Source organism: uncultured Eudoraea sp. (genome assembly GCF_947258925.1).
In the GTDB taxonomy this organism is placed as follows: Bacteria; Bacteroidota; Bacteroidia; order Flavobacteriales; family Flavobacteriaceae; genus Eudoraea.
In genome coordinates this window covers 1-22934 of sequence record NZ_CAMYKG010000020.1, presented here as the reverse complement: position 1 = coordinate 22934, position 22934 = coordinate 1, and the positions used below count along the sequence as shown (strand labels likewise).

The window sequence follows — 22934 nt, the reverse complement described above, 5'->3', positions numbered from 1 at the left end:
TTCTTATGTTTTTATAGGTTGGTTTCGTACAACCTGTTCTTAAATTCTTTTAATTTCCCAATATCCTTTAAGCCGGGGGATAGTTCAAATTTACTGTTGACGTCTATGGCGTGACAGAGTTTGGACTCTTCCTTTTGAAGGAATATCAATAATTCTTCTACTTCTTCAAGACCTATTCCACCGCTAAGAAAATATGGTTTTTTGGATGGATATCCTTTCAGGGTTTCCCAGTTGAATTGATATCCGTTACCACCCGGCAATTTGCCCTTTGTATCAAATAAAAAGTAATCGACTGATTTCTCATAGGCATTTAATTGTGTGAAGTCAAAACTATCCAAAATGCTAAATACCTTTATAATTTCAGCGCTAAGGTTTTGGATTTGTAATTGTTCGTTTAATTTCTCACAAAAAGCAGGAGATTCGCTGCCATGTAATTGTAGAAAATTTAAATCATGAATCTTAGCCTGTTGTATAATTTCATTAACTGTGGCATCCACAAAAACGCCTATTTTGCCAATGGTTTTAGGTAAACCGGGAATATCACCTTGAAAAAAACGCCTGGAAGGCTTCCAGAATATAAACCCGAGATAATCCGGTTGCAATTCGGCAACTTCTTCAATATTATTTCTCATTCCACAAATCTTCAGTTTCATCTACCTAATTGTTTTATAAATTGCCCTGCGCTCTCCCCCGGGTTCGCAGTTTTCATAAAGTTTTCTCCAATAAGGAATCCCCTATATCCAAATTCTCTTAATTCATTAATAGCACTCACAGAACTTATACCACTTTCGGAAACCTTTACAAATTCATCCGGGATCTTTTCAGACAACTCGGCACTCGTCTCCAAGTTAACTTCGAAGGTTTTGAGGTTTCGGTTATTTACACCCAGCATATCCAAACTGGGCATTAAAGATTTAACTAATTCTTCCTCGTTATGAACTTCCAGTAGTACATCTAATTGCAGGCTTTTGGCTAATTCTGAAAGGATTTTTATTTTCTTTCTTGACAAAATAGCTGCTATTAGCAAAATTGTGTCAGCTCCGTGAGAACGAGATTCAATAACCTGGTACTCGTCTATTATAAATTCTTTTCTCAGGAGGGGAAATTCAACGGCGGATCTGGCAAGAAGCAAATCATCCAACGACCCTCCAAAGTATTTACCATCTGTTAAAACAGACATGCCACAGGCACCAGCAAGCATATAACCACTGGCAACGTCCTGGACATTACAATTTTGATTGATCACTGATTTAGATGGTGATCTTCTCTTATGTTCGGCAATAATACCGGTTTTGCTATCACGGAGATTGTGGGCAAGTGATAAGGGTTCTCTTTGGAAAAGTGACGAAGCCTCCAATTGTCTGACAGGGATTACAGCTTTTTTTAGCCGTATCTCTTTTTTCTTATCCGCAACAATTTTTTCTAATATATTCATCAGGCACTTAATTGTTGTAATTTTTTTAGAGCCTCCAACCCATTTTTATTGTGCAGGGATTCTCTTGCTTTTTCAAAACCTTCTTGCGGACTAATATCCAGAACCGTGGCAATGGCAACTCCGGCATTGGCACAAACAACATTATTTTGGGCTTCGGTGCCTTTGCCTTGCAATATATTCATGAAAATCTGGGCAGATTTGTCTATGCTTCCGCCTCCTGTTATATCTTGTTGTTTTACAACGTCCACTCCAAAATCCGATGGATCTAAAATACCTTCTGCATTATTGGAAATAGTTTTTGTACTCCCTGTTAATGAAATTTCATCATAACCATCTAAGGCGTGGAGCACTGTATATTTTTTATCTGTATTCTGGTAGAGGTACCCGTACATTCGGGCCAATTCCAGATTAAATACACCAACGATTTGATTTGTCGGAAAAGCCGGATTTACCATAGGCCCGAGCATATTAAAGAAAGTTTTAACCGCCAGTTCACGCCTTATCGGAGCAACATTTTTCATCGCCGGATGAAACAATGGCGCATGCAAGACACAAATCCCTGCTTTATCAATCGATTCTCTAAGAAAGTCCGCGTCATTACTGAACTTTATTCCTAAAAACTCCAGCACATTGCTGCTTCCACATGTAGAAGATACTCCGTAATTGCCGTGTTTCGTTACCTTTATCCCAGAACCGGCTGTAATAAATGATGCCAGCGTAGAAATATTAAAAGTATCCTTACCGTCGCCTCCCGTACCACAAAGATCAATAGGGTTGTACTCAGATAGATCTACGGCCAGGCACAATTCTAAAAGTGCATCCCTGAACCCTTCCAATTCTTCAATAGTGATACTGCGCATCATGTAGACGGTCAAAAATGCTGCAATCTGACTGTTATTATAATTTCCTTTAGCAATATTGACCAATACCTTTTTGGCATCTTCCTTGGAAAGGATATCATGATTAATCAATTTATTTAATATTGTTTTCATTTGTCTTAATTTATAACAGTAGCACAATTATCCAGGTTAACTCCTAATCCAATTTTTAAGCATTTGTTTGCCTTGAGGGGTTAGAACGGATTCTGGATGAAATTGCACAGCACAAACATCGTAGGTCTTGTGCCTTAAGGACATTAGTTGACCTTTTTCATCAAAAGAGGTCGCTTCAAGGACATCGGGAAGGTTTGGGTCTACAACCCAGGAATGATATCTTCCAACTACAATTTCATCCGGTAAACCTTCAAATAACGGATCGTCTTTTCCAAGCACTATTTGGGTTGCAACGCCATGGAATACTTCATCCAAATTGATTAATGTCCCACCAAAAACTTCACCTATTGCCTGTAACCCCAGACAAACTCCAAATATACTTTTAGTTGGGGCATATTTTGCAATAATATCTTTAAGTAATCCAGCTTCATCGGGGATGCCCGGACCAGGAGAGAGTACTATTTTCTCAAAATCATTAACTTCATCTAAGCTTAGTCGGTCATTTCGTTTCACCACGACCTCGCATCCTAAATCTTCCAGATAATGTACCAGGTTATACGTAAAGCTATCGTAATTATCTATAACCAATATTTTATTCATAGCTAAATCTTTGTCTTAGTTAGATGGTTTCAGCAATTTCAAGAGCTTTATTGAGAGCCCCCAGTTTATTATAAGTTTCCTGTAATTCCTTTTCGGGCTCAGATGCTGCCACCAAACCTGCCCCTGCCTGGTAATATAATTGGTGGTTTTTGCTTAAAAATGTGCGTATCATTATCGCGTGATTAAAATCTCCATGAAAATCCATGAATCCTATAGCTCCACCGTAATAACCTCTATTCGTAGTCTCATACTTTTCAATCAGTTGCATCGCCATATGTTTGGGTGCCCCGCTTAGGGTACCCGCCGGGAAAGTATCGGCCACAACTTTCATAGTCGCAGTTTCTTTTTTCTTTTGCCCGGTTACTTTGGAAACCAAATGAATGACATGCGAGAAAAACTGGACTTCCCGGTAATTTTCTACCTTCACCAAATTCCCATGGCGGCTTAAATCATTTCGCGCAAGGTCTACGAGCATGACGTGCTCGCTATTTTCTTTCTCATCTTCGGTTAATTTTTTGGCTAATTCGGCATCTTCTTCATCATTCCCCGTTCGTTTAAAAGTCCCTGCTATTGGATGTATTTCAGCTTTCCCATCTTTAACAATCAATTGCGCTTCCGGAGAACTGCCAAAGATTTTGAAATTACCATAGTCAAAATAAAACAGGTAGGGAGAGGGATTAATAGAGCGTAGTGCCCTGTAGACATTAAATTCATCTCCTTTAAATCCCTGAGAAAACCTACGCGATAATACGAGTTGAAAAACATCACCCCTTTTACAATGTTTTTTGGCCAATGCTACATGTTCTTTATATTCTTCATCATTTAGGTTTGATGAGGCTTTACCTTCTTTTCTGAAGTTATAGGTGGCAAAATTTCTGATATTAAGAAGTTGTTCAATTTCAGAAATATTATTCTCAGAATCGTAGCAATGCGCAAATATATAAGCGACATTTTTAAAATGATTTATCGCTATAATATTTTGATATACGGCATAATATATATCGGGAATTTCCAGACCACCTTCTTTTTTGGAGATAGAAATATCTTCAAAGAACCTAACCGCATCATAGGACATATAACCAAATAATCCATTATTTATGAATTTAAAACCATTGGTTTCGGCCTTAAATTTTTGACTGAAATCATGGATAATTTCCACGACATCAGTTTCGCTGTTTATCGAAATTTCATTCACGGAATCGTCCGGGAATGACTGAGTAATTTGCCCTTCCTGAACTTTTATGGATGCTATTGGATTGCAACATATATATGAAAAAGTGTTGTCATTGGCCCTGTAATCACTGCTCTCCAGGAGAATGCTATTGGGAAAAGTATCGCGAATTTTTAAATACACACTAACGGGAGTGATAGTGTCTGCGAGAATTTCTTTATAATGTGTTTTTAGTTCATATGACATAATCTGCAAATATTTAGATTCTGATACCAGCTAATTCCGAAAAATCAAAAAGGCTTGTCGTGATAGACAAGCCTTTTCGTATAGTAATACTACAATGGTGCTTAGCTCACGACTTAAGACGTAAGTTATTCCACCACCAAGTATTTACTACTCTAATTTTCATTAAGTCAAATATAGAAAGGAATTTTATAACTACAAATCAATTTGCAGGAAATATAAATATAGCCTAGAATTTTTCCAATTGTCAATAAATTTGGGCCATTTAATACTTCAACTCCATACGTTCAGATCTGTATAAAATATCTGATTGTCCCCAATTATTAGTCTTATCTCCATTTTCACTTTTGAAATAAAGTGTTGCTTCAAAAACTTCTTTTCTTGTCGTATAATCCACTTCAACAATTTTAGCTGTATGGCTGGTTGCCGTTTTTAAAAATCCGGAGGTAATCAAAATTGCATTTGAGGCGGCCAGATAATCAACATCACTTACAATTGGGGAGAAAAATTCTTCACCTCTTTCCTTACCATACTGCCATACTTGTTCTACGGTTCCTTCCTCTTTATTTATTTTATATTCCACGGCCCGGGAATAATGAAGTTTATTTTCAAAATTTCTCTTGGGGCCGTTATCAAAAACAAAAAGATTCCCATTGGGCATTTGGAGTGGTGCATGCATTCCCCAGGCAAAGTCAAATTGATCTATACTTTCAATACCCTCTTGCACAGTTTTGGAAAATGATTTTCCTTGGGCATCAACTGCAGTCAGCAAATAGGGGTTTATGTCGAAACCTTTACCAGCTCTGCCAGAATTTCCCCAATGCTTTTTTGGAGCTATTATCCATTGGAGGGTATCATCCCATGTAATATTGATCAAACCTTGATTTTTCCCGGATATAATTATGGATTTATCTCTTTGATCAAATGCCAAACCATTCATATGAAGCCAATCACCTGGTCTGAAAAAATTTAATTCACTTCTGCTTACATCCAAATGTTTAGCTAAATCCCACTCTTTTGTGATTACAGATTTCTTTCGGTCAAATAATATGATAAAGTCGCTGTCAGACATAACAGACTCCCCGTTTACTTCAATATAATTTCCCTTTTTACCTACACAAATAAGTAAATTACCATCTGGTAATTCCAGTACATCATGATGCATACCATAATTGGGATTTATCTTAGTCTCTTTTAATAATTTGCCCAACATATCAAACTCATAAATAACATTCCGGCTTACCATTAATAAAGTTCCATCTTTAAGTCGCTGAAAAGGACTGACCATTTTTCCGGCAAAACCTAAATCAAGATACCAGCGTACCTGGCCCTGGTCATCAAAAATTAAAGGTTCTGACCTAAATTTCCCATTGTTCGCAAAATGGATATCACAACCGTGCATTCCGGACGCCATTTGATTTCGGTTTAACTTGTTAATAGAAATCCTGGGAAAATAAGTTGGAGTCTTCTCTGTTTTAATTTTTATCGTATCTGTTAACTGGCCGCCCTCAAAATCCAAAGTAACAAGAACGTTATTTTGCTTATTCGGATATAAACCCAGAACAGGGATCTCTAAATTGGTAGAATTAAGTCTAAAAGTTTGTTCTACTGGCGACCTCCCTAATACTTTGATAGTAACATCACAAGGTTTCTCTGCTTCAATATTCAGAAGAGCGGTTAATGGTGCAATTTTATATGGGTTCAGTGTTGTTTCTATGGAATAATTAAGGTCAGGACCACAACTACTAAAAAGTAATGGTACAACAACCATTGAACAAACCAAACGGATCATCACTTTTAAAGTCATATATATTTTTTTCTAAAAATATAGTTTTACATCTGATTCTTATGAATATTTCTTCAAATTTTGATTTAATAAATGTTGTATTTAAGCGTCATACGACCAGGAAAATAACCTTATAAGTTAAGAAAAACCCAGATCTTTAATTGCGATTTTGTCAAATAAAAAATCCTGAATATACGAAGTGATATTCAGGATTTAATGAGGGGGAAATTTGAATTAGAATTCTAAATCCACAACCAGATCAAATTCGTCATAAATTGTCTTGTCACCCAAGTCATCAAAGAAACTTCCGGAACCATACTTAACATTGTATTGGGCTCTATCTACTTTTAAAGTGGCTGTAGCCTTACTTCCGTAAACAGAAACATCAAATGTGACTGGCTTGGTTATCCCTTTAATGGTAAGGTCTCCCTGTACTTCATATGAGTTTTTACCGGTGGCCTTTACATTTGTAAATACTAGGGAAGAGTTTGGATTATTCTCCACGCCAAAGAAATCATCGGACTTCAGATGCCCTTCCAATTTATCTTTATATTCCCCTTCCAGATCCGTAGCTACCATTGAAGTCATATCTACTTCAAATTCTCCACCTGTCAGTTTTCCATCATCAAACATCAGTGCTCCTGATTTTAGGTTAACTGTGCCTGTATGGGAACCCGTTACCTTGTAAGCTTTCCATGTAACCGTACTCTCACTTGCTTTGACTTCTTTCTTTTCTTCCTTTATATCGGAATTGGCAAATGCTGTTGTTCCAAAAACTATGGCTAATGCCAGACTTAATACATTCTTTTTCATGTTTCTAAATTTACTTGTTTTAATAATTGTTTTAAATTAAAGGTTTTATATATGTGTAAATAATAATTCTTTTGATTGTCGGACTTTCCTGTAATGTTGGGTGTCATCCTCTGCCGCCCTATATCCAACAGCAGTTACAACAGCTGTATTCAGTTTTTTATCATTTAAGCCCAATAGTTCATTGTAAACGTTGGCTTCAAAGCCTTCCATTGGGCAGGCGTCAATTTTTAAGCTTGCCGCAGCAGAAAGTAAATTACCCAAAGCCAAATAAGCCTGTTTTGCAGTCCAGGATTCTTTTAGGTTATTGGGAAGATCTATGAGTTTAGATTTCATAAAATCTCCGTATTGCTGCAGATTATTAAGTTCAATTTCCCTGGTTTGACTAACATTAGTTAAATAGCGATCAATAAGATCAGCATCAAAACTGGTATTATTTGCAAAGACTATTAAATGAGAGGCATCAGTAATTTGCGATTGACCCCATGAGGCGGATTTTAACTTTTCCCGTAATCCTTTATTCTTTATGACAATGACATGATAGGGTTGAAGTCCGTATGAAGAAGGACTCAAACGAATAGCCTCCAATAAGGTATTCAAATCTTCCTCGGAGATTTCTTTCTCACTATCAAATTTTTTTGTTGCATAGCGCCAGTTAAGGTTATCTAAGTATGAATTCATATGATCTGTTAAAATTTATTTAGTAATTCGTTTAATTGTTCCAGGTCTGCTTCTGAAAATTTCCCCAATAATTTATTTTCTGTTCTTTTGAGCGCGATATCCATTTCCTTTAAGGCCTTCAATCCTTGCTCCGTTATGGTTATTTCTACTTTGCGTCGATTCGAAGGACATATTTTCCTTTCTACGTATCCTTTGTTTAATAATTTATCTACCAAGCGGGTGGTATTGCTCATTTTATTAACCATACGCTCATTCAATGTTGATAAGTTGGCAGGCTTTCCGCCTTGACCCCGGAGGATACGTAATACATTAAATTGCTGTGCAGAAATACCAAAGGGTTTAAAAGCATGCGCTATTTTCTCGGTAACCTCATTGTGAACCAACATCATATGAATAATAGTCCTGCTGTTAAGAGGAATCTTTTTATCAGTTTTTATTACAGCTTCTACATTCATGTATAAACAACATTTGTATATACAAATATAATTACTCAATAATAATCCACAACTCCTGAGCAGATAAAATTTTGTTAAATTTATTATGCCTTCTTTAATGTTGCTTAAATTTATTTAAACAAGCAATAACCTTGATGATTCGTTTGGTCCTGTTTTTAAGTATCCTGGTTTTGACAGGATGCGATTTTAAAGAACGCAAGAAATCGACATCTGAGAATTCAGAATTCGTTAGTACTGGATTCGCTACGGCAGATAGCCTGGGTATCCCGGTGTATAACTTTGATGATTTGGAAACTCTTTTGTATACTAAGGATGATAAAACATATATCATAAATTTTTGGGCAACCTGGTGTGCACCATGCATTAAAGAATTGCCCTATTTCGAAAAAATCAACCAGCAAGGAGAGGCTAACAACTGGAAGGTGATTTTAGTGAGTCTGGATATGCCTTCCATGTGGAAGTCAAAATTGATTCCTTTTATAAGGAATAAAGATCTTCAATCGGAAGTAGTGATATTAGATGATCCCGATCAAAATAGCTGGATTCCAAAAGTTGACAAGAACTGGTCCGGGGCTATACCGGCGACATTGATCTATAATCGTAATAAAAGAAAGTTCTATGAACAAACCTTTACCTACGAAATGCTAAACAAAGAATTAGGTGAATTTAAATAATTAAGTAAAGATGAAATATCTATTAGTCAATTTAGTTTTAATAACGGTTTTTTTAAGTCACAATGGTTTTCTTAATGAAATTGACAAAGGTTATGGTATTGGGGATTATGCAACTGATTTCAGTCTCCCTGATATTAATGGAAAAAGGATCTCTCTAGCGGATTTCAAGGATGCAAAGGGTTATTTGGTGATTTTTACATGTAATACCTGTCCTTATGCAATTGCCTATGAAGACAGGATTATTGCCCTGGATAAAAAATACAAGACTAAAGGAGTACCCGTAATTGCCATAAATCCAAATGATCCGGATCTACAGCCGGCAGATGATATTCAGCACATGAAAAAAAGAGCAATTGAAAAAGGGTTCACTTTTCCCTATTTAGTTGATGAAAAACAGGAGATATTTCCGCAATATGGAGCAACTAAAACACCCCATGTATATTTGCTCGAGAAAACCAAACAGGGAAATGTAGTGCGCTATATCGGAACAATTGATGACAACTATTCCGATGAGTCCGCCGTTAAGACCAAATATGTTGAGAACGCTGTGGATGCCTTGTTAAATGGAGAGGAAATATCTTTAACCACTACCCGGGCTATTGGTTGTTCAATTAAATCGCGCAAACGATAAATGTTTGCGAAAACTTAAGGAGTTTGTACCTTCGCCCTCATTTAACTTAAAAAGCGATTTAAAATGGCAGATTTATTACAAGAGGAATGGGTTGACCAATTGGGCCAGGATAATAACGCGGTTATTCTGGATGTCAGGACCCCGGAAGAAATGGAACAGGGACAAATTGCTGATGCGATCAATTTAAATATTTATTTGGGGCAAGAGTTTTTAGAGGAACTAAAGAAGCTTGATAAATCCAAGAATTATTATGTTTACTGCAGATCTGGTCAACGCAGCAGGCAGGCCTGCGCCATAATGAATAGCATAGGTATTTCCAATGCCTATAACCTAATGGGCGGAATAATTGAATGGAATGGTCATATAGTCTGAAGATAGTATATCATTACTACTGCACCCCATTTACAGTGGGGTTTTTTATTTTAGGAGCATGCCTGAAGATTTCCTACACTACATCTGGAAAAATGGAAAAATTCCATTTACCAATCTTTATACTTCCAGATGCAAGCCGGTTCATATTATATCACCGGGCATACACAATCATAATTCCGGACCGGATTTTTTTCATGCCAAATTGGAAATTGACGGACAACTCTGGGTAGGAAATGTCGAAATACATACGAGATCCTCTGACTGGTACCATCATAAGCATCATATTGATGTCAATTATTCTAATGTAATTTTACATGTAGTTTGGGAGGAAGATGTAACTGTTTATCGAAAAAACAACCGGGAAATACCGGCCCTGGAACTCAAAAATTTTATACCGGTTGATATTCTCACTAATTATTACAAATTATTTAATTCAAAGAAGGGCAGTTTTATAAATTGTGAATCTGACATTTCTTCTACGGATAAGTTTAAATTTTCTGTATGGCTGGAACGCCTCTATTTTGAAAGGTTGGAGGAAAAATCAAATGAAATTAATACAATACTGGCAGAAACAAATAATGACTGGGAAAGGGTACTATTTATAATATTATTAAAAAACTTCGGAGTTAAATTGAATAGTGATCCTTTTTTGAGCCTTGGTAAATCTCTGGATTTTGCAATTGTCCGAAAATTATCCAAGAACGTATTTCAATTAGAATCCGTACTATTTGGTCTATCAGGGCTTTTGGATGATACACCGTCACCGGATAGTTTACATAGGGCGATGAGGAAAGAGTTTCTTTATCTGGGAAATAAATTCAAGATAGATAAAAATAGCATTCAGAGACCTTCATTTTTTAGATTGCGACCGGCCAGCTTTCCTACGATCCGCTTATCTCAGATATCAAATTTATATGTGAAAAGGCCTCAATTATTTGCGAATATTGTGGCAATGTCTGAAGTTGAAGAAATCTACACTATTTTTAATATTTCTGTGAGCGATTATTGGAAGACGCATTATGTTTTTGGCAAGGTATCTCCGAAAAGCGAACGCAGACTTTCCAGCAATTTTATAAACTTATTGCTCATCAATACCATTCTACCCATAATCTTTTGTTATTCCAAATGGCAGGGTGTGGATGCAAGTGCAAAAATTTGTGCAATAATAAATGGATTAAAAAGTGAAAACAATAGAATATTGAGGAAATTTAGTTCCTTGGGTGTGAAATGCATAAATGCCAGGGATAGTCAGGCCGTTCTTCATTTATATAATATGTATTGTCAAAAAAATAGATGTCTGGAATGTGTTGTTGGGGATAGTTTATTAAAAGGAAAATAGTATTTTTAAAAAATGAATATTTTCTATCGGGTTTTATTATATTTTCAAAAACGTGGTTTTGAAGTATGCAGGCGTATCGCCGAGAGTTTGGGCATTAGGGCACGAGTAGTCAGAACTACTTTTATCTACCTGACATTTGTAACCCTGGGCTTTGGTTTTGCATTATACCTGTTTTTAGCGTTTTGGCTGAGAATTAAGGATTTAATCTATACCAAAAGAGATTCTGTTTTTGATTTATAGCTATGATTAGACTTTTTCGTTCTAAAATTTACATCGCAATTGCCCTGATGTTATCGGTTTTACTAGCCGGGACACTGGGGTACCATTTTATAACCGGGTTATCCTGGCTGAATTCCATATATATGACCATAATAACGGTCACAACCGTGGGATTTAATGAAGTTAGTCCTTTACAGGAAGAGGGTAAAATATTTACGGTTTTCCTAATAATATCCAGTGTCTTTATATTTGCTTACGCCATTTCTGTGATTACGGAATATTTGTTCAGCAAAAATCAGTTGCAGCTACTAAAAACGAAAAAGTTAAAAAAAATGATCAATAAATTATCCAATCATGTTATTGTCTGTGGATACGGACGTAATGGAATGCAAGCTGTGGAGCGACTCAAAGCGTATAAAAAACCTTATGTAGTTATTGAAAATGACAAAGATATTATTGAAAAATATGAAGATGAGGTCTTGTTTGTAGAAGGTGATGCCAACGAGGATGAAACTTTAAATGCCGCCAGTGTTAAAAATGCACAATACTTAATTGTTACTTTACCGGATGACGCAGATAATTTATTTGTTGTCTTGTCTGCCAGACAATTAAATCAAAAATTATTTATCATAAGCAGGGCCTCTCAATTAACGTCACAAAATAAATTGAAATTAGCAGGGGCAGATAAAGTTATAATGCCGGATAAAATTGGAGGCGATCATATGGCGTCATTGGTTGTAATACCGGATTTGATAACTTTTATGGATAAACTATCTACTGAAGGAGAAAATACGACTAACCTTGAAGAAGTTGCAATAGAAGATTTTGCAGATCAAATGGAGTGCAATTCTTTAAGAGACCTGGATCTACGAAGAAAAACAGGATGCACTATTATCGGATATATAGAACCCAATGGTAACTATATTATTAATCCCGAAGCTGATTTGCCTTTGGAACCTAAAAGTAAAGTGATCGTTTTAGGAAGACCAGAGCAGATTAAAAAACTCAATGAAATGTTTCATATTAATTAAACTTCAATAAATAATTATATTTTTTAGTGTTACTAATTTTTAGGATATTGCCGCCAATTCAAACCAAAATATAACCAAAAACATTCATTATGAAGTTTAAACTTCTTTCAGCAATAGCATTCCTTTTACCGTTATTTTCTTTTTCTCAGGAATCAGAAGCTATGGGCCTTGATGAACGAATAAATGCATGGTTCGAACCCATTACTTTGGTTTGGGAATCTATTGTATTTTGGCAGGTTCCTGGTACAGGTGTACCTCTTGTAGTCTTTGTACTGGTATTAGGAGCTACTTTTTTTACACTTTATTTTGGATTTGTGAATATCAGGAAATTTCCACTGGCCATAAATGTAGTTAGAGGAAAATACGATGATGTCGAAGGAGTTGAAGGGCATGGAGTAGAAAAGGCTGAAGTAAATATTGTAGACGGGGATCTGCCCGATACAATTAGAGATGAAAGCCATCATGGGGAAGTGAGTCATTTTCAGGCATTAGCAACGGCGGTGTCCGGGACCGTGGGTCTGGGTAATATTGCGGGAGTGGCACTGGCAATTGCCATTGGTGGTCCGGGCGCAACTTTTTGGATGATTTTATGTGGTCTGTTAAGTATGTCCACGAAATTTGTGGAATGCACCCTGGGTGTAAAATATAGAGATGTAGATGAATACGGGACTGTATATGGTGGCCCCATGTATTACTTATCAAGAGGGTTAACCGAAAGAGGCTTTACGGGACTTGGAAAAGCACTGGCAGTTATCTTTTCTATACTATGTGTTGGAGCTTCTTTTGGAGGGGGAAATGCAGTGCAATCAAATCAAGCCGCAGAACAATTAGTAGCAATGATGGGACTTCAAGGGGGGTCTACCGGTTTTATTATTGGTCTTGTTTTGGCGGTTGTGGTAGGTATTGTTATTATTGGTGGAATTAAAAGAATAGCTTCGGTTACTGAAAAAATTGTACCCTTTATGGCCGGAATTTACATGATTGCCTGCCTGATTGTAATTTTTGCCAACTTCTCATATATAGATGATGCCTTTGGCTTAATCTTCAAAGGTGCATTTACACCTGAAGCTGGCCTTGGAGGTTTGTTCGGCGTACTGATTGTTGGGTTTAGAAGAGCTGTATTCTCCAATGAAGCCGGTGCAGGTTCAGCAGCAATAGCACATTCCGCCGTAAAGACTAAATACCCTGCAAGCGAAGGAATTGTGGCTTTATTAGAACCTTTTATTGATACTGTAGTTATATGTACAATGACTGCTTTGGTCATTATATTCTTCAATAGCGGTGGTGCTTTTGAATATGGTGGTGATGGTCTGGGCACTGTAATTGTAAATGGAGAAGCTATGGGTGGAGTTAACTTAACTTCAATGGCCTTTGAATCTGTAATACCATGGTTCCCTTATGTTCTTACACTTGCTGTCGTTTTGTTCGCTATATCTACTATGATATCCTGGTCATACTACGGATTACAATCCTGGAAATATTTATTCGGTAGAAGTAAGATGTCAGATATGATTTACAAGGTATTATTTGTAGCATTTATTGTTATTGGTGCTTCTGCCTCAATGGGAGCTGTTTTTGCTTTTTCAGATGCAATGATCCTGGCGCTGGTATTTCCAAATATGATAGGATTATTGATCCTCTTCCCTAAAGTCAAAGAAGAACTGACCAAATATTTAGATGCCATTAAAGTTATAAAGAAATAAAAAATCATCTTAAAAATATCAGATCCCACTTTGAGTTCAACAAACAGGAACGAAGTGGGATTTTCTTTTTGTTGGTAATCATTCTCGGTTTACAACTTTTATACCTATTAATTAATAATGTGGCCTTTCATGACCCGGAGGAGAGTTTTGTTTTAGACATGACCATCCAAAGAAAATTGGATTCACTTAAGGAGCAAAACATAAAGAAAAATACATCAAAAATATATCGCTTCAACCCAAACTTTATATCAGATTACAAAGGATATACGCTTGGTATGTCTAACAATGAAATAGACAGGTTGCATGTATTCAGATCGGGAAACAAATGGGTTAATTCGGCTAAAGAGTTTCAAGAGGTTACCCTAATTTCCGATTCGTTATTACGATTAATTGCTCCATTATTTCAATTTCCTGAATGGACACTTCAAGCAAAAGTTGAAAGAAAAAGAAGTCGGGATAAATCAGGTGAAATCAAAAGGGAATACAAAGATTTAAATCTTGCAACTGCCGAGGAGCTTAAAAGTATTTACGGAGTGGGCGACAAATTATCGCTTAGGATAGTTAAGTTCAGAAACAGTTTAGGAGGTTTTTTGGTAAATGACCAGCTTTATGATGTATATGGCCTCAAGGAAGAGGTAGTTCATAAGATATTAGATAAATTCAGAATAAAGGAAGTGCCTGTAATTAAAAAGATCAATATAAATACAGCTACCCTGGAAGAGATTGCACAATTAATTTATATTGATTATACACTTGCAAAACAAATTGTTGCGTATAGAGATAGTATGGGGATAATTGGTTCATTTGATGAATTAACAAAAATTGAGGAATTCCCTTTGGACAAGATTCAGAGAATTGAATTATATTTGTCGCTCTAAAAAATTGCAACGATGAATACAGACACTTTGTCTATTATTAGTTTTGATTATTCAGAAACCCAGCATCATGTGGCTGAGTCTGCCAAAAAATTTGCAGAACAATACATAAGACCACATATTATGGAATGGGATGAAGCTCAGTTTTTTCCTGCTGATTTATTAAAGAAAGCCGGAGAGTACGGCTTTATGGGTGTACTGGTTCCCCATGAATTAGGTGGGGCTGGTCTTGGATACCACGAGTATATAGCCATTATTGAAGAAATATCTAAAGTGGATCCCTCTATTGGTTTGTCCATTGCCGCACATAATTCTTTGTGCACAAATCATATTTTATCTTTTGGTAGTGAGGAGCAAAAACAAAAATGGATTCCAAAACTTGCATCAGGAGAATGGATTGGAGCCTGGGGACTTACGGAACATAATACTGGTTCGGACGCTGGTGGAATGAGCACTACTGCCGTTAAAGATGGGGATGACTGGGTGCTAAACGGTGCCAAGAACTTTATCACACATGGAAAAAGTGGGGATGTTGCCGTCGTAATCGCAAGAACTGGGGAAAAAGGAGATAGTCGCGGGATGACCGCTTTTGTTGTTGAAAAAGGGACAAAAGGATTTTCCAGTGGTAAAAAAGAGGACAAATTAGGGATGCGTGCCAGTGAGACTGCCGAAATTATTTTTAATAATTGCAGGATTCCCGATTACCAGAGACTTGGAGATATAGGTGACGGCTTTATTCAGTCGATGAAAATATTGGATGGTGGTCGCATATCTATTGGTGCTTTATCTTTAGGAATCGCTAAAGGTGCTTTTGAAGCAGCCCTGAAATATTCGAAGGAACGCATACAATTTGGAAAACCTATCAGTTCTTTTCAAGGGATTTCATTTAAATTGGCAGATATGGCGACTGAAATTGAAGCCTCTGAATTAATGCTGCACAAAGCTGCTTTCCTGAAAAATGAAGGTCGAAAAATGACGAAGATGAGTGCGATGTCAAAAATGTATGCCTCAGAAGTATGTGTTAAGGTCGCCGATGAAGCGGTCCAAATTCATGGTGGATATGGTTATACCAAGGACTTCCCGGTTGAAAAATTTTACAGGGATGCAAAGCTTTGTACGATAGGAGAAGGCACCACTGAAATACAAAAAGTGGTAATAGCGAAGAATATTTTAAAATAATTTGCGATCATTTAATTTATTCATTCTATATTTGCACTCGCAAAATCATTAAAGAAAGGAGGTTGTAGCCTATGTTGATAATACCAGTAAAAGAAGGAGAAAATATAGACAGAGCTTTAAAACGTTTTAAACGGAAGTTCGACCGTACAGGTACAATGCGTCAGTTAAGAAAACGGCAGCAGTTTACCAAACCTTCAGTTGAAAGAAGACAACAAATTCAGAAAGCACAGTATATTCAAGGTCTTAGGGACCAGGAAGAAATTTAATAAATAGTTTTACAGCTTTTATAATTCCCGTTTTGATAACTATCGAGACGGGATTTTTTTATGCAAATAACTAAGGGTAACTTTGTGTTATGTCTACAATTGCTTTTATAGCCTATCTAACACACGAGAAGAATTATTCACTTAATACGGTGAAGGCATATGAAAAGGATATCAAAGGGTTTGAAGATTTTTGTCATAAGGAATTCAATTTAGATCAAATAGATGAGGCAGATTATAATTTGATTAGAGCTTGGGTAGTTAAAATGGTAACGGAAGGATTGTCTAACAGAACAGTTAATCGAAAAATTGCCTCACTGAAAGCATATTATAAGTTTTTATTGAAAACAGACAATATTGAGGTTAATCCATTAGCTAAGCATAAGGCTCTTAAAACTCCTAAGAAAATTGAAGTTCCTTTTTCTGTAACAGAGATGGAAACCCTTTTACAAAATGTACATTTTGAAGATGGCTTTGAAGGCAGCAGGGACAGGTTGATTATTGAATTGCTTTATACCACGGGAATAAGAAGGGCAGAGCTCATTAACCTTAAATTAAATTACCTTGAACTACCCAATAAAACATTAAAGGTATTGGGAAAACGGAATAAAGAGAGAATTGTACCCCTTTTAGATTCAACTATTCAACTGTTTAAGGATTATTTAAATGAGCGGATAAAATTGGATTCGATCAGGGATTTGGACTTTGTTTTTCTATCCAAATCGGGTATAAAAATTTATGAAACACTTGTTTATAGAATTATTAATGGGTATTTTAGTAAGGTCTCTTCCAAAGTTAAAAAGAGCCCGCATATACTCAGACATACCTTTGCTACTCATTTACTTAATAAAGGAGCAGATTTAAATTCAGTAAAGGAATTGTTAGGACACTCTAGTTTGGCATCAACGCAGGTTTATACCCATAATAGTATTACCGAACTAAAAAAAGTACATGCATCTGCTCATCCAAGGAGCAAAAAATAGTAAAACGTTCTTTTCTATTGTTTAACCTTAAATAATTTTCAACTCATGCAGGTAAATATTCAAGCTGTCAATTTTAATGCAGAATTAAAACTTCTAAATTTTATTGAATCTCGATTAGACAAGCTGGAACTTTTTTATGATAGAATTGTTAGGACTGAAGTACATTTAAAGGTTGAAAATACAAGTGAAAAGGAAAATAAAATTGTTGAGATTAAACTACATATTCCTAAAGATATGTTTGTTGTAAAAAAACAATGTAAATCTTTTGAGGAGGCAATTGATTCAGCATGTAGTTCGCTGGAGCGAAAATTGGTTAAAAAGAAGAAAAAACCAAGGTTTCAAACCTCTTTAAAATTTTTATAAAATAGTTTTGATTAAAAAAATAATTATCTACATTTGCAGTCCGTTAGAAATAGCGGACTTTTTTATGCTTTAAAAGGCTTTAAAAAGCCGATGTAGCTCAGCTGGCTAGAGCAGCTGATTTGTAATCAGCAGGTCGTGGGTTCGAGTCCCTCCATCGGCTCGGAAGTTCATAATATTGCTTGGATGGGGAGATACTCAAGCGGCCAACGAGGACAGACTGTAAATCTGTTGGTTTTCACCTTCGCAGGTTCGAATCCTGCTCTCCCCACAAAAGGTTTTTGGGAGCAGATGTTTCAAATCTGTTTTAGAAAATTGAAAGCCTAAGGAAAATTAGGTCGGTTTTGGTCTCAATTCGAAATTTTGAAAATAAAATTGCGGGAGTAGCTCAGTTGGTAGAGCGTCAGCCTTCCAAGCTGAATGTCGCCGGTTCGAACCCGGTCTCCCGCTCAAAGAGCAGAGTTGACGATTGTTATTTTGATAAAAGGAATTAGCCTGATTATCAAAATTATAAACCTGGAAACCCATCAGCCGACGTAGCTCAGGGGTAGAGCGTTTCCTTGGTAAGGAAGAGGTCACGGGTTCAAATCCCGTCGTTGGCTCAAATTAGACATTAATTATTGTACACTAATATAAACTAAGATTAAATTCATTCAAAATGGCAAAGGAAACTTTTGATCGTTCCAAACCACACTTAAATATTGGTACTATTGGACACGTCGATCACGGTAAAACTACATTAACTGCCGCTATTACATCTGTTTTAGCAAACGCAGGACTATCTGAAATGAGAAGTTTCGATTCAATCGATAACGCTCCGGAAGAAAAAGAAAGAGGTATTACAATTAATACTTCTCACGTTGAATATTCAACTGCAAATCGTCATTATGCACACGTAGATTGTCCTGGTCACGCGGATTATGTAAAGAACATGGTTACCGGTGCTGCCCAAATGGACGGAGCTATCTTAGTTGTAGCTGCTACAGACGGACCAATGCCTCAAACCAGAGAGCATATCCTTTTAGGACGTCAGGTAGGTATTCCAAGAATCGTTGTATTCTTGAATAAAGTTGATATGGTGGATGATGATGAGTTATTAGAACTTGTTGAAATGGAAGTTAGAGAATTACTTTCATTCTATGAGTACGATGGTGATAATGGACCTGTTATCTCAGGATCTGCTTTAGGAGCTTTAAATGGTGAGCAAAAGTGGGTAGATACAGTAATGGAACTAATGACTGCTGTTGACGAGTGGATTGAATTACCTAAAAGGGATGTTGAAAAAGATTTCTTAATGCCTGTTGAAGATGTATTTACAATCACCGGGCGTGGTACTGTTGCTACCGGTAGAATAGAAACTGGTATAGCAAATACAGGGGATGCTGTGGATATCATTGGTATGGGAGCTGAAAAATTATCTTCCACTATTACCGGGGTTGAAATGTTCCGTAAAATTTTGGATAGAGGAGAAGCTGGTGATAATGTAGGTATTTTGTTAAGAGGTATTGAAAAAACACAAATAAGCAGAGGAATGGTTATTTGTAAGCCGGGATCTGTTAAGCCACATGCTAAATTTGAAGCTGAGGTATATATCCTTAAAAAAGAAGAAGGTGGTCGTCATACGCCATTCCACAACAACTATCGTCCACAGTTCTATGTTAGAACAACGGATGTAACAGGAACAATAAATCTTCCTAGTGGTGTTGAAATGGTAATGCCTGGTGATAACGTATCTATCACTGTAGAATTAATCCAGCCTATTGCTTTGAGTGAAGGGCTTCGATTTGCTATCCGTGAAGGAGGTAGAACCGTAGGTGCCGGACAGGTAACTAAGATTTTAGATTAACCACTATACAATTTAGTACGCTAAGGTGTCCCGCTCAGGCGGGATACCTTTCAGTGTAATTATAAACGGGTGTAGCTCAGTTGGTAGAGCACTGGTCTCCAAAACCAGGTGTCGGGAGTTCGAGCCTCTCCTCCCGTGCTGATCAGAATGGGGTTAAATGTAATTGATCTGAAAATGGTCTTATAGAGTAGCTGAATAATAGGGTGTTCGAAATACATTCTTAAAAATGAAAAATTAATTGGAATGATAACTTATATAAAGGAGTCCATAGAAGAATTAAGACACAATGTGACTTTACCGTCTCGGGCAGAGTCATCGAACCTTATGGTTATTGTTGCCGTGTTTTCAATAGTATTTGCACTGGCTACGTGGGGTGTGGATACTGTTTTCAGCAAACTCATACAACTTTACTTTAACACTTTAATAAATTAAGTCGGGGCTTATGTCTGAAGTATTAGAAAAGAAGTGGTATGTAGTAAGAGCTGTCAGTGGTCAGGAAAATAAGATCAAGGGCTATATTGAGAGCGAAGTAGAACGTCATGGATTCGCTGATTACCTGGAAGAAGTCCTGGTGCCAACAGAGAAAGTAGTACAGATTAGAAATGGGAAAAAGATAAACAAAGAGCGCGTTTACTTTCCCGGATATATAATGATTAAAGCCAATTTGGGAGGAGAAATGATTCACATAATTCGTTCAATTACCAATGTAATTGGATTTTTGGGTGAGACAAAAGGTGGTGATCCGGTTCCCCTGAGAAAGGCTGAAGTAAACCGTATGCTAGGAAAAGTGGATGAATTAGCTGTCAATACAGATAGTGTTGCAATTCCATTTGTGCTGGGAGAAACAATTAAGGTCATAGATGGTCCTTTTAATGGTTTCAATGGTACGGTCGAAAAAATAAACGAAGAGAAAAGAAAATTAGAAGTAATGGTGAAAATTTTCGGAAGAAAAACACCATTAGAATTAGTTAAACTACAAGTTAGGGGAGGTGTTGCGAATCCGTCGCCACCGGTTGGACCCGCTTTAGGTGCTGCCGGCGTTAACATCATGGAGTTCTGTAAGCAGTTTAATGCGCGAACACAGGACAAACAAGGCAAAATTCTGCCAGTTGTTATCACCGTATTTAAGGACAAGTCATTTGACTTTGTTGTTAAAACACCACCAGCGGCAGTACAACTTTTGGAAGCGGCTAAGATTAAAAAAGGATCTGGTGAACCTAACCGAGTAAAATCAGGGAATGTTTCCTGGGACCAGGTAAAGACCATTGCAGAGGACAAAATGGTAGACCTCAATGCATTTACCGTAGAATCAGCAATGTCTATGGTAGCAGGAACGGCAAGATCAATGGGTTTGAAAGTCTCAGGTAAAAGACCTTTTTAAAAATCTCAAAAGCAATTTTTAATATGGCAAAATTAACTAAAAAGCAAAAAGAAGCATATGCGAAAATAGAGAAAGATAAACTCTATTCAGTAGCTGAGGCTTCTGCGCTTGTAAAAGAGATAACCAAAACAAAGTTTGATGCGAGCATCGATCTTGCGATAAGGTTAGGAGTAGATCCACGTAAAGCCAATCAAATGGTCCGTGGGGTAGTAACATTACCTCATGGTACCGGTAAAGATGTAAAAGTCCTGGCTTTGGTAACGCCTGATAAGGAAGCTGAAGCTAAAGAAGCCGGTGCAGACTTTGTTGGCCTGGATGAGTTTTTGGATAAAATAAAAGGCGGTTGGACAGATGTTGATGTAATAATCACTATGCCAAGCGTTATGGGTAAATTAGGACCTTTAGGACGTATTTTAGGACCCAGAGGATTAATGCCAAATCCAAAAACAGGAACAGTAACAATGGATGTGGCTAAGGCGGTGTCTGATGTAAAAGCTGGTAAAATTGATTTTAAAGTAGACAAGGCTGGAATTGTACATGCCGCCATAGGAAAAGCTTCTTTTTCTGCGGAAAAAATTGCTGGCAACGCCCAGGAATTACTGGATACTTTGAATAAAATGAAACCGGCTGCAGCCAAAGGGATTTATATGAAAAGCATTTATATGTCAAGTACGATGAGCCCTAGTCTTCAATTAGATCCAAAAGCAGTTTAACTGTAAACTTTTTAAAATCATGACAAGAGAAGAAAAAGCAACCGTTATAGAAGATTTGACGGCTCAGTTAGCTGATAATACAACGATTTATCTGGCAGATATTTCAGGATTGGATGCGGTGGCTACATCGGCATTAAGAAGAGCTTGTTTTAAGGCAAACATTAAATTGGCAGTAGTTAAGAATACATTACTGGCAAAGGCAATGGAAGCTTCTGAAAAAGAATTCGGGGAATTACCCGAAACTTTAAAGGGAAATACTTCCTTAATGTTTTCAGATACCGGGAATGCTCCCGCTAAACTGATAAAAAGTTTCCGTAAAAAATCAGAAAAGCCTTTATTAAAAGGTGCGTTTGTTGAGGAAGCTATTTACGTAGGAGATGAGAATTTGGATACTTTGGTAAGTATTAAATCCAAAGAAGAAATGATAGGCGAAATAATTGGTCTATTACAATCTCCAGCCAAAAATGTTATTTCTGGATTGAAATCCGGAGGTGGAAAACTGGCAGGTATTCTGAAAACATTATCTGAAAAATAATTATTAAGCACTAAAGATTAGAATATTTAAGAATTTTATTAAACGATAGAAAAATGGCAGATTTAAAAGATTTCGCAGAACAGTTGGTTAACTTGAGCGTAAAAGAGGTAAACGAGTTAGCTGATATTTTAAAAGAAGAGTATGGCATTGAGCCAGCTGCTGCAGCTGTTGCAGTTGCTGCTGGTGGAGGAGCCGCCGGAGGTGAGGCAGAAGCCGCTGAAGAAAAAACAGAATTTGATGTTGTTTTAACAGCTCCCGGAGGATCTAAATTAGCAGTTGTTAAATTGGTTAAAGAATTGACCGGCCTTGGTTTAAAAGATGCTAAGGATATTGTTGATAGCGCACCTAAAGCTGTAAAAGAAGGTGTTTCTAAAGACGAAGCCGAAGGAATCAAAAAATCATTAGAAGAAGCTGGAGCAGAAGTTGAGCTTAAATAATAGCGATAACCATATGGTTTTGGTTTAGGTCTTTCCACCGGATTGGTGGCTAGACCTAAACCCTTTTGTATATAGTATATGATGTAATATACGACTCGATTAAGGTATTCACGATCAAAATTTTGTCCATTGATGTTCACAAAACAGACTGAAAGAGTAAACTTCGCATCCGCTAAGAACATTCCGAATTATCCGGATTTCTTGGACATTCAGATTAAAT

27 protein-coding genes and 5 tRNA genes are annotated in these 22934 nt (G+C 36.8%); 23 read left to right on the top strand and 9 right to left on the bottom strand.

Annotation, left to right across the window (positions count from 1 at the left end; genetic code table 11):
- Nucleotides 1–11: 11 nt before the first annotated feature.
- The 9 genes from Q0X77_RS08775 to Q0X77_RS08735 all read right to left on the bottom strand — a co-directional run bounded on the left by Q0X77_RS08775 (nt 12) and on the right by Q0X77_RS08735 (nt 8173).
- Nucleotides 12–653, bottom strand: coding sequence for a phosphoribosylanthranilate isomerase (locus Q0X77_RS08775; protein WP_297796068.1), 642 nt, complete (start codon nt 651–653; stop codon nt 12–14).
- Nucleotides 650–1435 (bottom strand): indole-3-glycerol phosphate synthase TrpC, encoded by a 786-nt coding sequence (gene trpC / locus Q0X77_RS08770; RefSeq protein WP_297796065.1) that lies wholly within the window; start codon nt 1433–1435, stop codon nt 650–652. Before trpC ends, Q0X77_RS08775 begins: the two co-directional genes overlap by 4 nt.
- Entirely contained in the window at nt 1435–2427 is a 993-nt protein-coding gene (gene trpD / locus Q0X77_RS08765) for an anthranilate phosphoribosyltransferase (protein ID WP_297796062.1), read from the bottom strand. Before trpD ends, trpC begins: the two co-directional genes overlap by 1 nt.
- A 36-nt stretch (nt 2428–2463) precedes the next feature.
- Entirely contained in the window at nt 2464–3027 is a 564-nt protein-coding gene (locus Q0X77_RS08760) for an aminodeoxychorismate/anthranilate synthase component II (RefSeq protein WP_297796059.1), read from the bottom strand.
- A 19-nt stretch (nt 3028–3046) separates the two neighbouring features.
- Nucleotides 3047–4444 (bottom strand): anthranilate synthase component I family protein, encoded by a 1398-nt coding sequence (locus Q0X77_RS08755; protein ID WP_297796057.1) that lies wholly within the window; start codon nt 4442–4444, stop codon nt 3047–3049.
- Between the two features lie 262 nt (nt 4445–4706).
- Nucleotides 4707–6248: an aryl-sulfate sulfotransferase gene (locus tag Q0X77_RS08750; RefSeq protein WP_297796054.1), complete on the bottom strand. Its 1542-nt coding sequence runs from the start codon at nt 6246–6248 to the stop codon at nt 4707–4709.
- Between the two features lie 213 nt (nt 6249–6461).
- A complete protein-coding gene (locus tag Q0X77_RS08745) occupies nt 6462–7040 on the bottom strand; it encodes a YceI family protein (protein ID WP_297796052.1) in 579 nt (192 codons plus the stop codon).
- A gap of 45 nt (nt 7041–7085) precedes the next feature.
- A complete protein-coding gene (locus tag Q0X77_RS08740; RefSeq protein WP_297796049.1) occupies nt 7086–7718 on the bottom strand; it encodes an NAD(P)H-dependent oxidoreductase in 633 nt (210 codons plus the stop codon).
- 8 nt (nt 7719–7726) lie between these two features.
- Nucleotides 7727–8173 carry a MarR family transcriptional regulator gene (locus tag Q0X77_RS08735; RefSeq protein ID WP_297796047.1) on the bottom strand — a complete coding sequence of 149 codons (447 nt, stop codon included), beginning with the start codon at nt 8171–8173 and terminating at the stop codon, nt 7727–7729.
- A gap of 134 nt (nt 8174–8307) precedes the next feature.
- Between Q0X77_RS08735 and Q0X77_RS08730 the strand changes: the two genes are divergently transcribed.
- The 23 genes from Q0X77_RS08730 to rplL all read left to right on the top strand — a co-directional run bounded on the left by Q0X77_RS08730 (nt 8308) and on the right by rplL (nt 22714).
- A complete protein-coding gene (locus Q0X77_RS08730; protein ID WP_297796044.1) occupies nt 8308–8847 on the top strand; it encodes a TlpA disulfide reductase family protein in 540 nt (179 codons plus the stop codon).
- 10 nt (nt 8848–8857) lie between these two features.
- On the top strand, nt 8858–9478 hold the full coding sequence (locus tag Q0X77_RS08725; protein WP_297796041.1) for a thioredoxin family protein: 621 nt from the start codon (nt 8858–8860) through the stop codon (nt 9476–9478).
- Nucleotides 9479–9541: 63 nt separating this feature from the next.
- On the top strand, nt 9542–9850 hold the full coding sequence (locus Q0X77_RS08720) for a rhodanese-like domain-containing protein (protein WP_297796038.1): 309 nt from the start codon (nt 9542–9544) through the stop codon (nt 9848–9850).
- Between the two features lie 58 nt (nt 9851–9908).
- The gene (locus Q0X77_RS08715; protein WP_297796035.1) at nt 9909–11189 is read left to right on the top strand and encodes a DUF2851 family protein; all 1281 of its coding nucleotides are present in this window, start codon (nt 9909–9911) and stop codon (nt 11187–11189) included.
- Between the two features lie 12 nt (nt 11190–11201).
- Entirely contained in the window at nt 11202–11429 is a 228-nt protein-coding gene (locus Q0X77_RS08710) for a PspC domain-containing protein (RefSeq protein ID WP_297796032.1), read from the top strand.
- A gap of 2 nt (nt 11430–11431) precedes the next feature.
- Entirely contained in the window at nt 11432–12439 is a 1008-nt protein-coding gene (locus Q0X77_RS08705) for a TrkA family potassium uptake protein (RefSeq protein WP_297796029.1), read from the top strand.
- An 89-nt stretch (nt 12440–12528) separates the two neighbouring features.
- Nucleotides 12529–14142: a sodium:alanine symporter family protein gene (locus tag Q0X77_RS08700; RefSeq protein WP_297796026.1), complete on the top strand. Its 1614-nt coding sequence runs from the start codon at nt 12529–12531 to the stop codon at nt 14140–14142.
- A 119-nt stretch (nt 14143–14261) separates the two neighbouring features.
- The gene (locus tag Q0X77_RS08695) at nt 14262–15020 is read left to right on the top strand and encodes a helix-hairpin-helix domain-containing protein (RefSeq protein WP_297796023.1); all 759 of its coding nucleotides are present in this window, start codon (nt 14262–14264) and stop codon (nt 15018–15020) included.
- A 36-nt stretch (nt 15021–15056) separates the two neighbouring features.
- Nucleotides 15057–16196 (top strand): acyl-CoA dehydrogenase family protein, encoded by a 1140-nt coding sequence (locus tag Q0X77_RS08690; protein WP_297796214.1) that lies wholly within the window; start codon nt 15057–15059, stop codon nt 16194–16196.
- Between the two features lie 71 nt (nt 16197–16267).
- Nucleotides 16268–16462, top strand: coding sequence for a 30S ribosomal protein S21 (rpsU, locus tag Q0X77_RS08685; protein WP_019671394.1), 195 nt, complete (start codon nt 16268–16270; stop codon nt 16460–16462).
- A gap of 89 nt (nt 16463–16551) precedes the next feature.
- Nucleotides 16552–17442 (top strand): tyrosine-type recombinase/integrase, encoded by an 891-nt coding sequence (locus Q0X77_RS08680; protein WP_297796020.1) that lies wholly within the window; start codon nt 16552–16554, stop codon nt 17440–17442.
- A gap of 45 nt (nt 17443–17487) precedes the next feature.
- Nucleotides 17488–17805: a ribosome-associated translation inhibitor RaiA gene (raiA, locus tag Q0X77_RS08675; protein WP_297796017.1), complete on the top strand. Its 318-nt coding sequence runs from the start codon at nt 17488–17490 to the stop codon at nt 17803–17805.
- Nucleotides 17806–17891: 86 nt separating this feature from the next.
- Nucleotides 17892–17965, top strand: a tRNA-Thr gene (locus Q0X77_RS08670).
- 25 nt (nt 17966–17990) lie between these two features.
- A tRNA-Tyr gene (locus Q0X77_RS08665) sits at nt 17991–18073 on the top strand.
- Between the two features lie 106 nt (nt 18074–18179).
- Nucleotides 18180–18252, top strand: a tRNA-Gly gene (locus tag Q0X77_RS08660).
- 80 nt (nt 18253–18332) lie between these two features.
- A tRNA-Thr gene (locus tag Q0X77_RS08655) sits at nt 18333–18404 on the top strand.
- A gap of 56 nt (nt 18405–18460) precedes the next feature.
- Nucleotides 18461–19648, top strand: a complete 1188-nt coding sequence (gene tuf / locus Q0X77_RS08650; RefSeq protein ID WP_297796014.1) for an elongation factor Tu — start codon at nt 18461–18463, stop codon at nt 19646–19648.
- A gap of 65 nt (nt 19649–19713) precedes the next feature.
- Nucleotides 19714–19786, top strand: a tRNA-Trp gene (locus Q0X77_RS08645).
- 105 nt (nt 19787–19891) lie between these two features.
- Entirely contained in the window at nt 19892–20080 is a 189-nt protein-coding gene (gene secE / locus Q0X77_RS08640) for a preprotein translocase subunit SecE (RefSeq protein ID WP_297796009.1), read from the top strand.
- A 10-nt stretch (nt 20081–20090) separates the two neighbouring features.
- Nucleotides 20091–21029 carry a 50S ribosomal protein L11 gene (gene rplK, locus Q0X77_RS08635; RefSeq protein WP_297796006.1) on the top strand — a complete coding sequence of 313 codons (939 nt, stop codon included), beginning with the start codon at nt 20091–20093 and terminating at the stop codon, nt 21027–21029.
- Nucleotides 21030–21052: 23 nt separating this feature from the next.
- Complete coding sequence (gene rplA / locus Q0X77_RS08630; protein WP_297796001.1) at nt 21053–21742, top strand: 50S ribosomal protein L1; 690 nt, start codon at nt 21053–21055, stop codon at nt 21740–21742.
- 19 nt (nt 21743–21761) lie between these two features.
- On the top strand, nt 21762–22277 hold the full coding sequence (gene rplJ, locus Q0X77_RS08625; RefSeq protein WP_297795999.1) for a 50S ribosomal protein L10: 516 nt from the start codon (nt 21762–21764) through the stop codon (nt 22275–22277).
- 53 nt (nt 22278–22330) lie between these two features.
- Nucleotides 22331–22714, top strand: coding sequence for a 50S ribosomal protein L7/L12 (gene rplL, locus Q0X77_RS08620; RefSeq protein WP_297795996.1), 384 nt, complete (start codon nt 22331–22333; stop codon nt 22712–22714).
- Nucleotides 22715–22934 lie beyond the last annotated feature (220 nt).

What these genes read in the sequence shown, in the direction of transcription:
- Q0X77_RS08775 (WP_297796068.1), bottom strand. Translation starts at nt 653, where the DNA reads ATGAAACTGAAGATTTGTGGAATGAGAAATAATATTGAAGAAGTTGCC.
- trpC (WP_297796065.1), bottom strand. Translation starts at nt 1,435, where the DNA reads ATGAATATATTAGAAAAAATTGTTGCGGATAAGAAAAAAGAGATACGG.
- trpD (WP_297796062.1), bottom strand. Translation starts at nt 2,427, where the DNA reads ATGAAAACAATATTAAATAAATTGATTAATCATGATATCCTTTCCAAG.
- Q0X77_RS08760 (WP_297796059.1), bottom strand. Translation starts at nt 3,027, where the DNA reads ATGAATAAAATATTGGTTATAGATAATTACGATAGCTTTACGTATAAC.
- Q0X77_RS08755 (WP_297796057.1), bottom strand. Translation starts at nt 4,444, where the DNA reads ATGTCATATGAACTAAAAACACATTATAAAGAAATTCTCGCAGACACT.
- Q0X77_RS08750 (WP_297796054.1), bottom strand. Translation starts at nt 6,248, where the DNA reads ATGACTTTAAAAGTGATGATCCGTTTGGTTTGTTCAATGGTTGTTGTA.
- Q0X77_RS08745 (WP_297796052.1), bottom strand. Translation starts at nt 7,040, where the DNA reads ATGAAAAAGAATGTATTAAGTCTGGCATTAGCCATAGTTTTTGGAACA.
- Q0X77_RS08740 (WP_297796049.1), bottom strand. Translation starts at nt 7,718, where the DNA reads ATGAATTCATACTTAGATAACCTTAACTGGCGCTATGCAACAAAAAAA.
- Q0X77_RS08735 (WP_297796047.1), bottom strand. Translation starts at nt 8,173, where the DNA reads ATGAATGTAGAAGCTGTAATAAAAACTGATAAAAAGATTCCTCTTAAC.
- Q0X77_RS08730 (WP_297796044.1), top strand. Translation starts at nt 8,308, where the DNA reads ATGATTCGTTTGGTCCTGTTTTTAAGTATCCTGGTTTTGACAGGATGC.
- Q0X77_RS08725 (WP_297796041.1), top strand. Translation starts at nt 8,858, where the DNA reads ATGAAATATCTATTAGTCAATTTAGTTTTAATAACGGTTTTTTTAAGT.
- Q0X77_RS08720 (WP_297796038.1), top strand. Translation starts at nt 9,542, where the DNA reads ATGGCAGATTTATTACAAGAGGAATGGGTTGACCAATTGGGCCAGGAT.
- Q0X77_RS08715 (WP_297796035.1), top strand. Translation starts at nt 9,909, where the DNA reads ATGCCTGAAGATTTCCTACACTACATCTGGAAAAATGGAAAAATTCCA.
- Q0X77_RS08710 (WP_297796032.1), top strand. Translation starts at nt 11,202, where the DNA reads ATGAATATTTTCTATCGGGTTTTATTATATTTTCAAAAACGTGGTTTT.
- Q0X77_RS08705 (WP_297796029.1), top strand. Translation starts at nt 11,432, where the DNA reads ATGATTAGACTTTTTCGTTCTAAAATTTACATCGCAATTGCCCTGATG.
- Q0X77_RS08700 (WP_297796026.1), top strand. Translation starts at nt 12,529, where the DNA reads ATGAAGTTTAAACTTCTTTCAGCAATAGCATTCCTTTTACCGTTATTT.
- rpsU (WP_019671394.1), top strand. Translation starts at nt 16,268, where the DNA reads ATGTTGATAATACCAGTAAAAGAAGGAGAAAATATAGACAGAGCTTTA.
- Q0X77_RS08680 (WP_297796020.1), top strand. Translation starts at nt 16,552, where the DNA reads ATGTCTACAATTGCTTTTATAGCCTATCTAACACACGAGAAGAATTAT.
- raiA (WP_297796017.1), top strand. Translation starts at nt 17,488, where the DNA reads ATGCAGGTAAATATTCAAGCTGTCAATTTTAATGCAGAATTAAAACTT.
- tuf (WP_297796014.1), top strand. Translation starts at nt 18,461, where the DNA reads ATGGCAAAGGAAACTTTTGATCGTTCCAAACCACACTTAAATATTGGT.
- secE (WP_297796009.1), top strand. Translation starts at nt 19,892, where the DNA reads ATGATAACTTATATAAAGGAGTCCATAGAAGAATTAAGACACAATGTG.
- rplK (WP_297796006.1), top strand. Translation starts at nt 20,091, where the DNA reads ATGTCTGAAGTATTAGAAAAGAAGTGGTATGTAGTAAGAGCTGTCAGT.
- rplA (WP_297796001.1), top strand. Translation starts at nt 21,053, where the DNA reads ATGGCAAAATTAACTAAAAAGCAAAAAGAAGCATATGCGAAAATAGAG.
- rplJ (WP_297795999.1), top strand. Translation starts at nt 21,762, where the DNA reads ATGACAAGAGAAGAAAAAGCAACCGTTATAGAAGATTTGACGGCTCAG.
- rplL (WP_297795996.1), top strand. Translation starts at nt 22,331, where the DNA reads ATGGCAGATTTAAAAGATTTCGCAGAACAGTTGGTTAACTTGAGCGTA.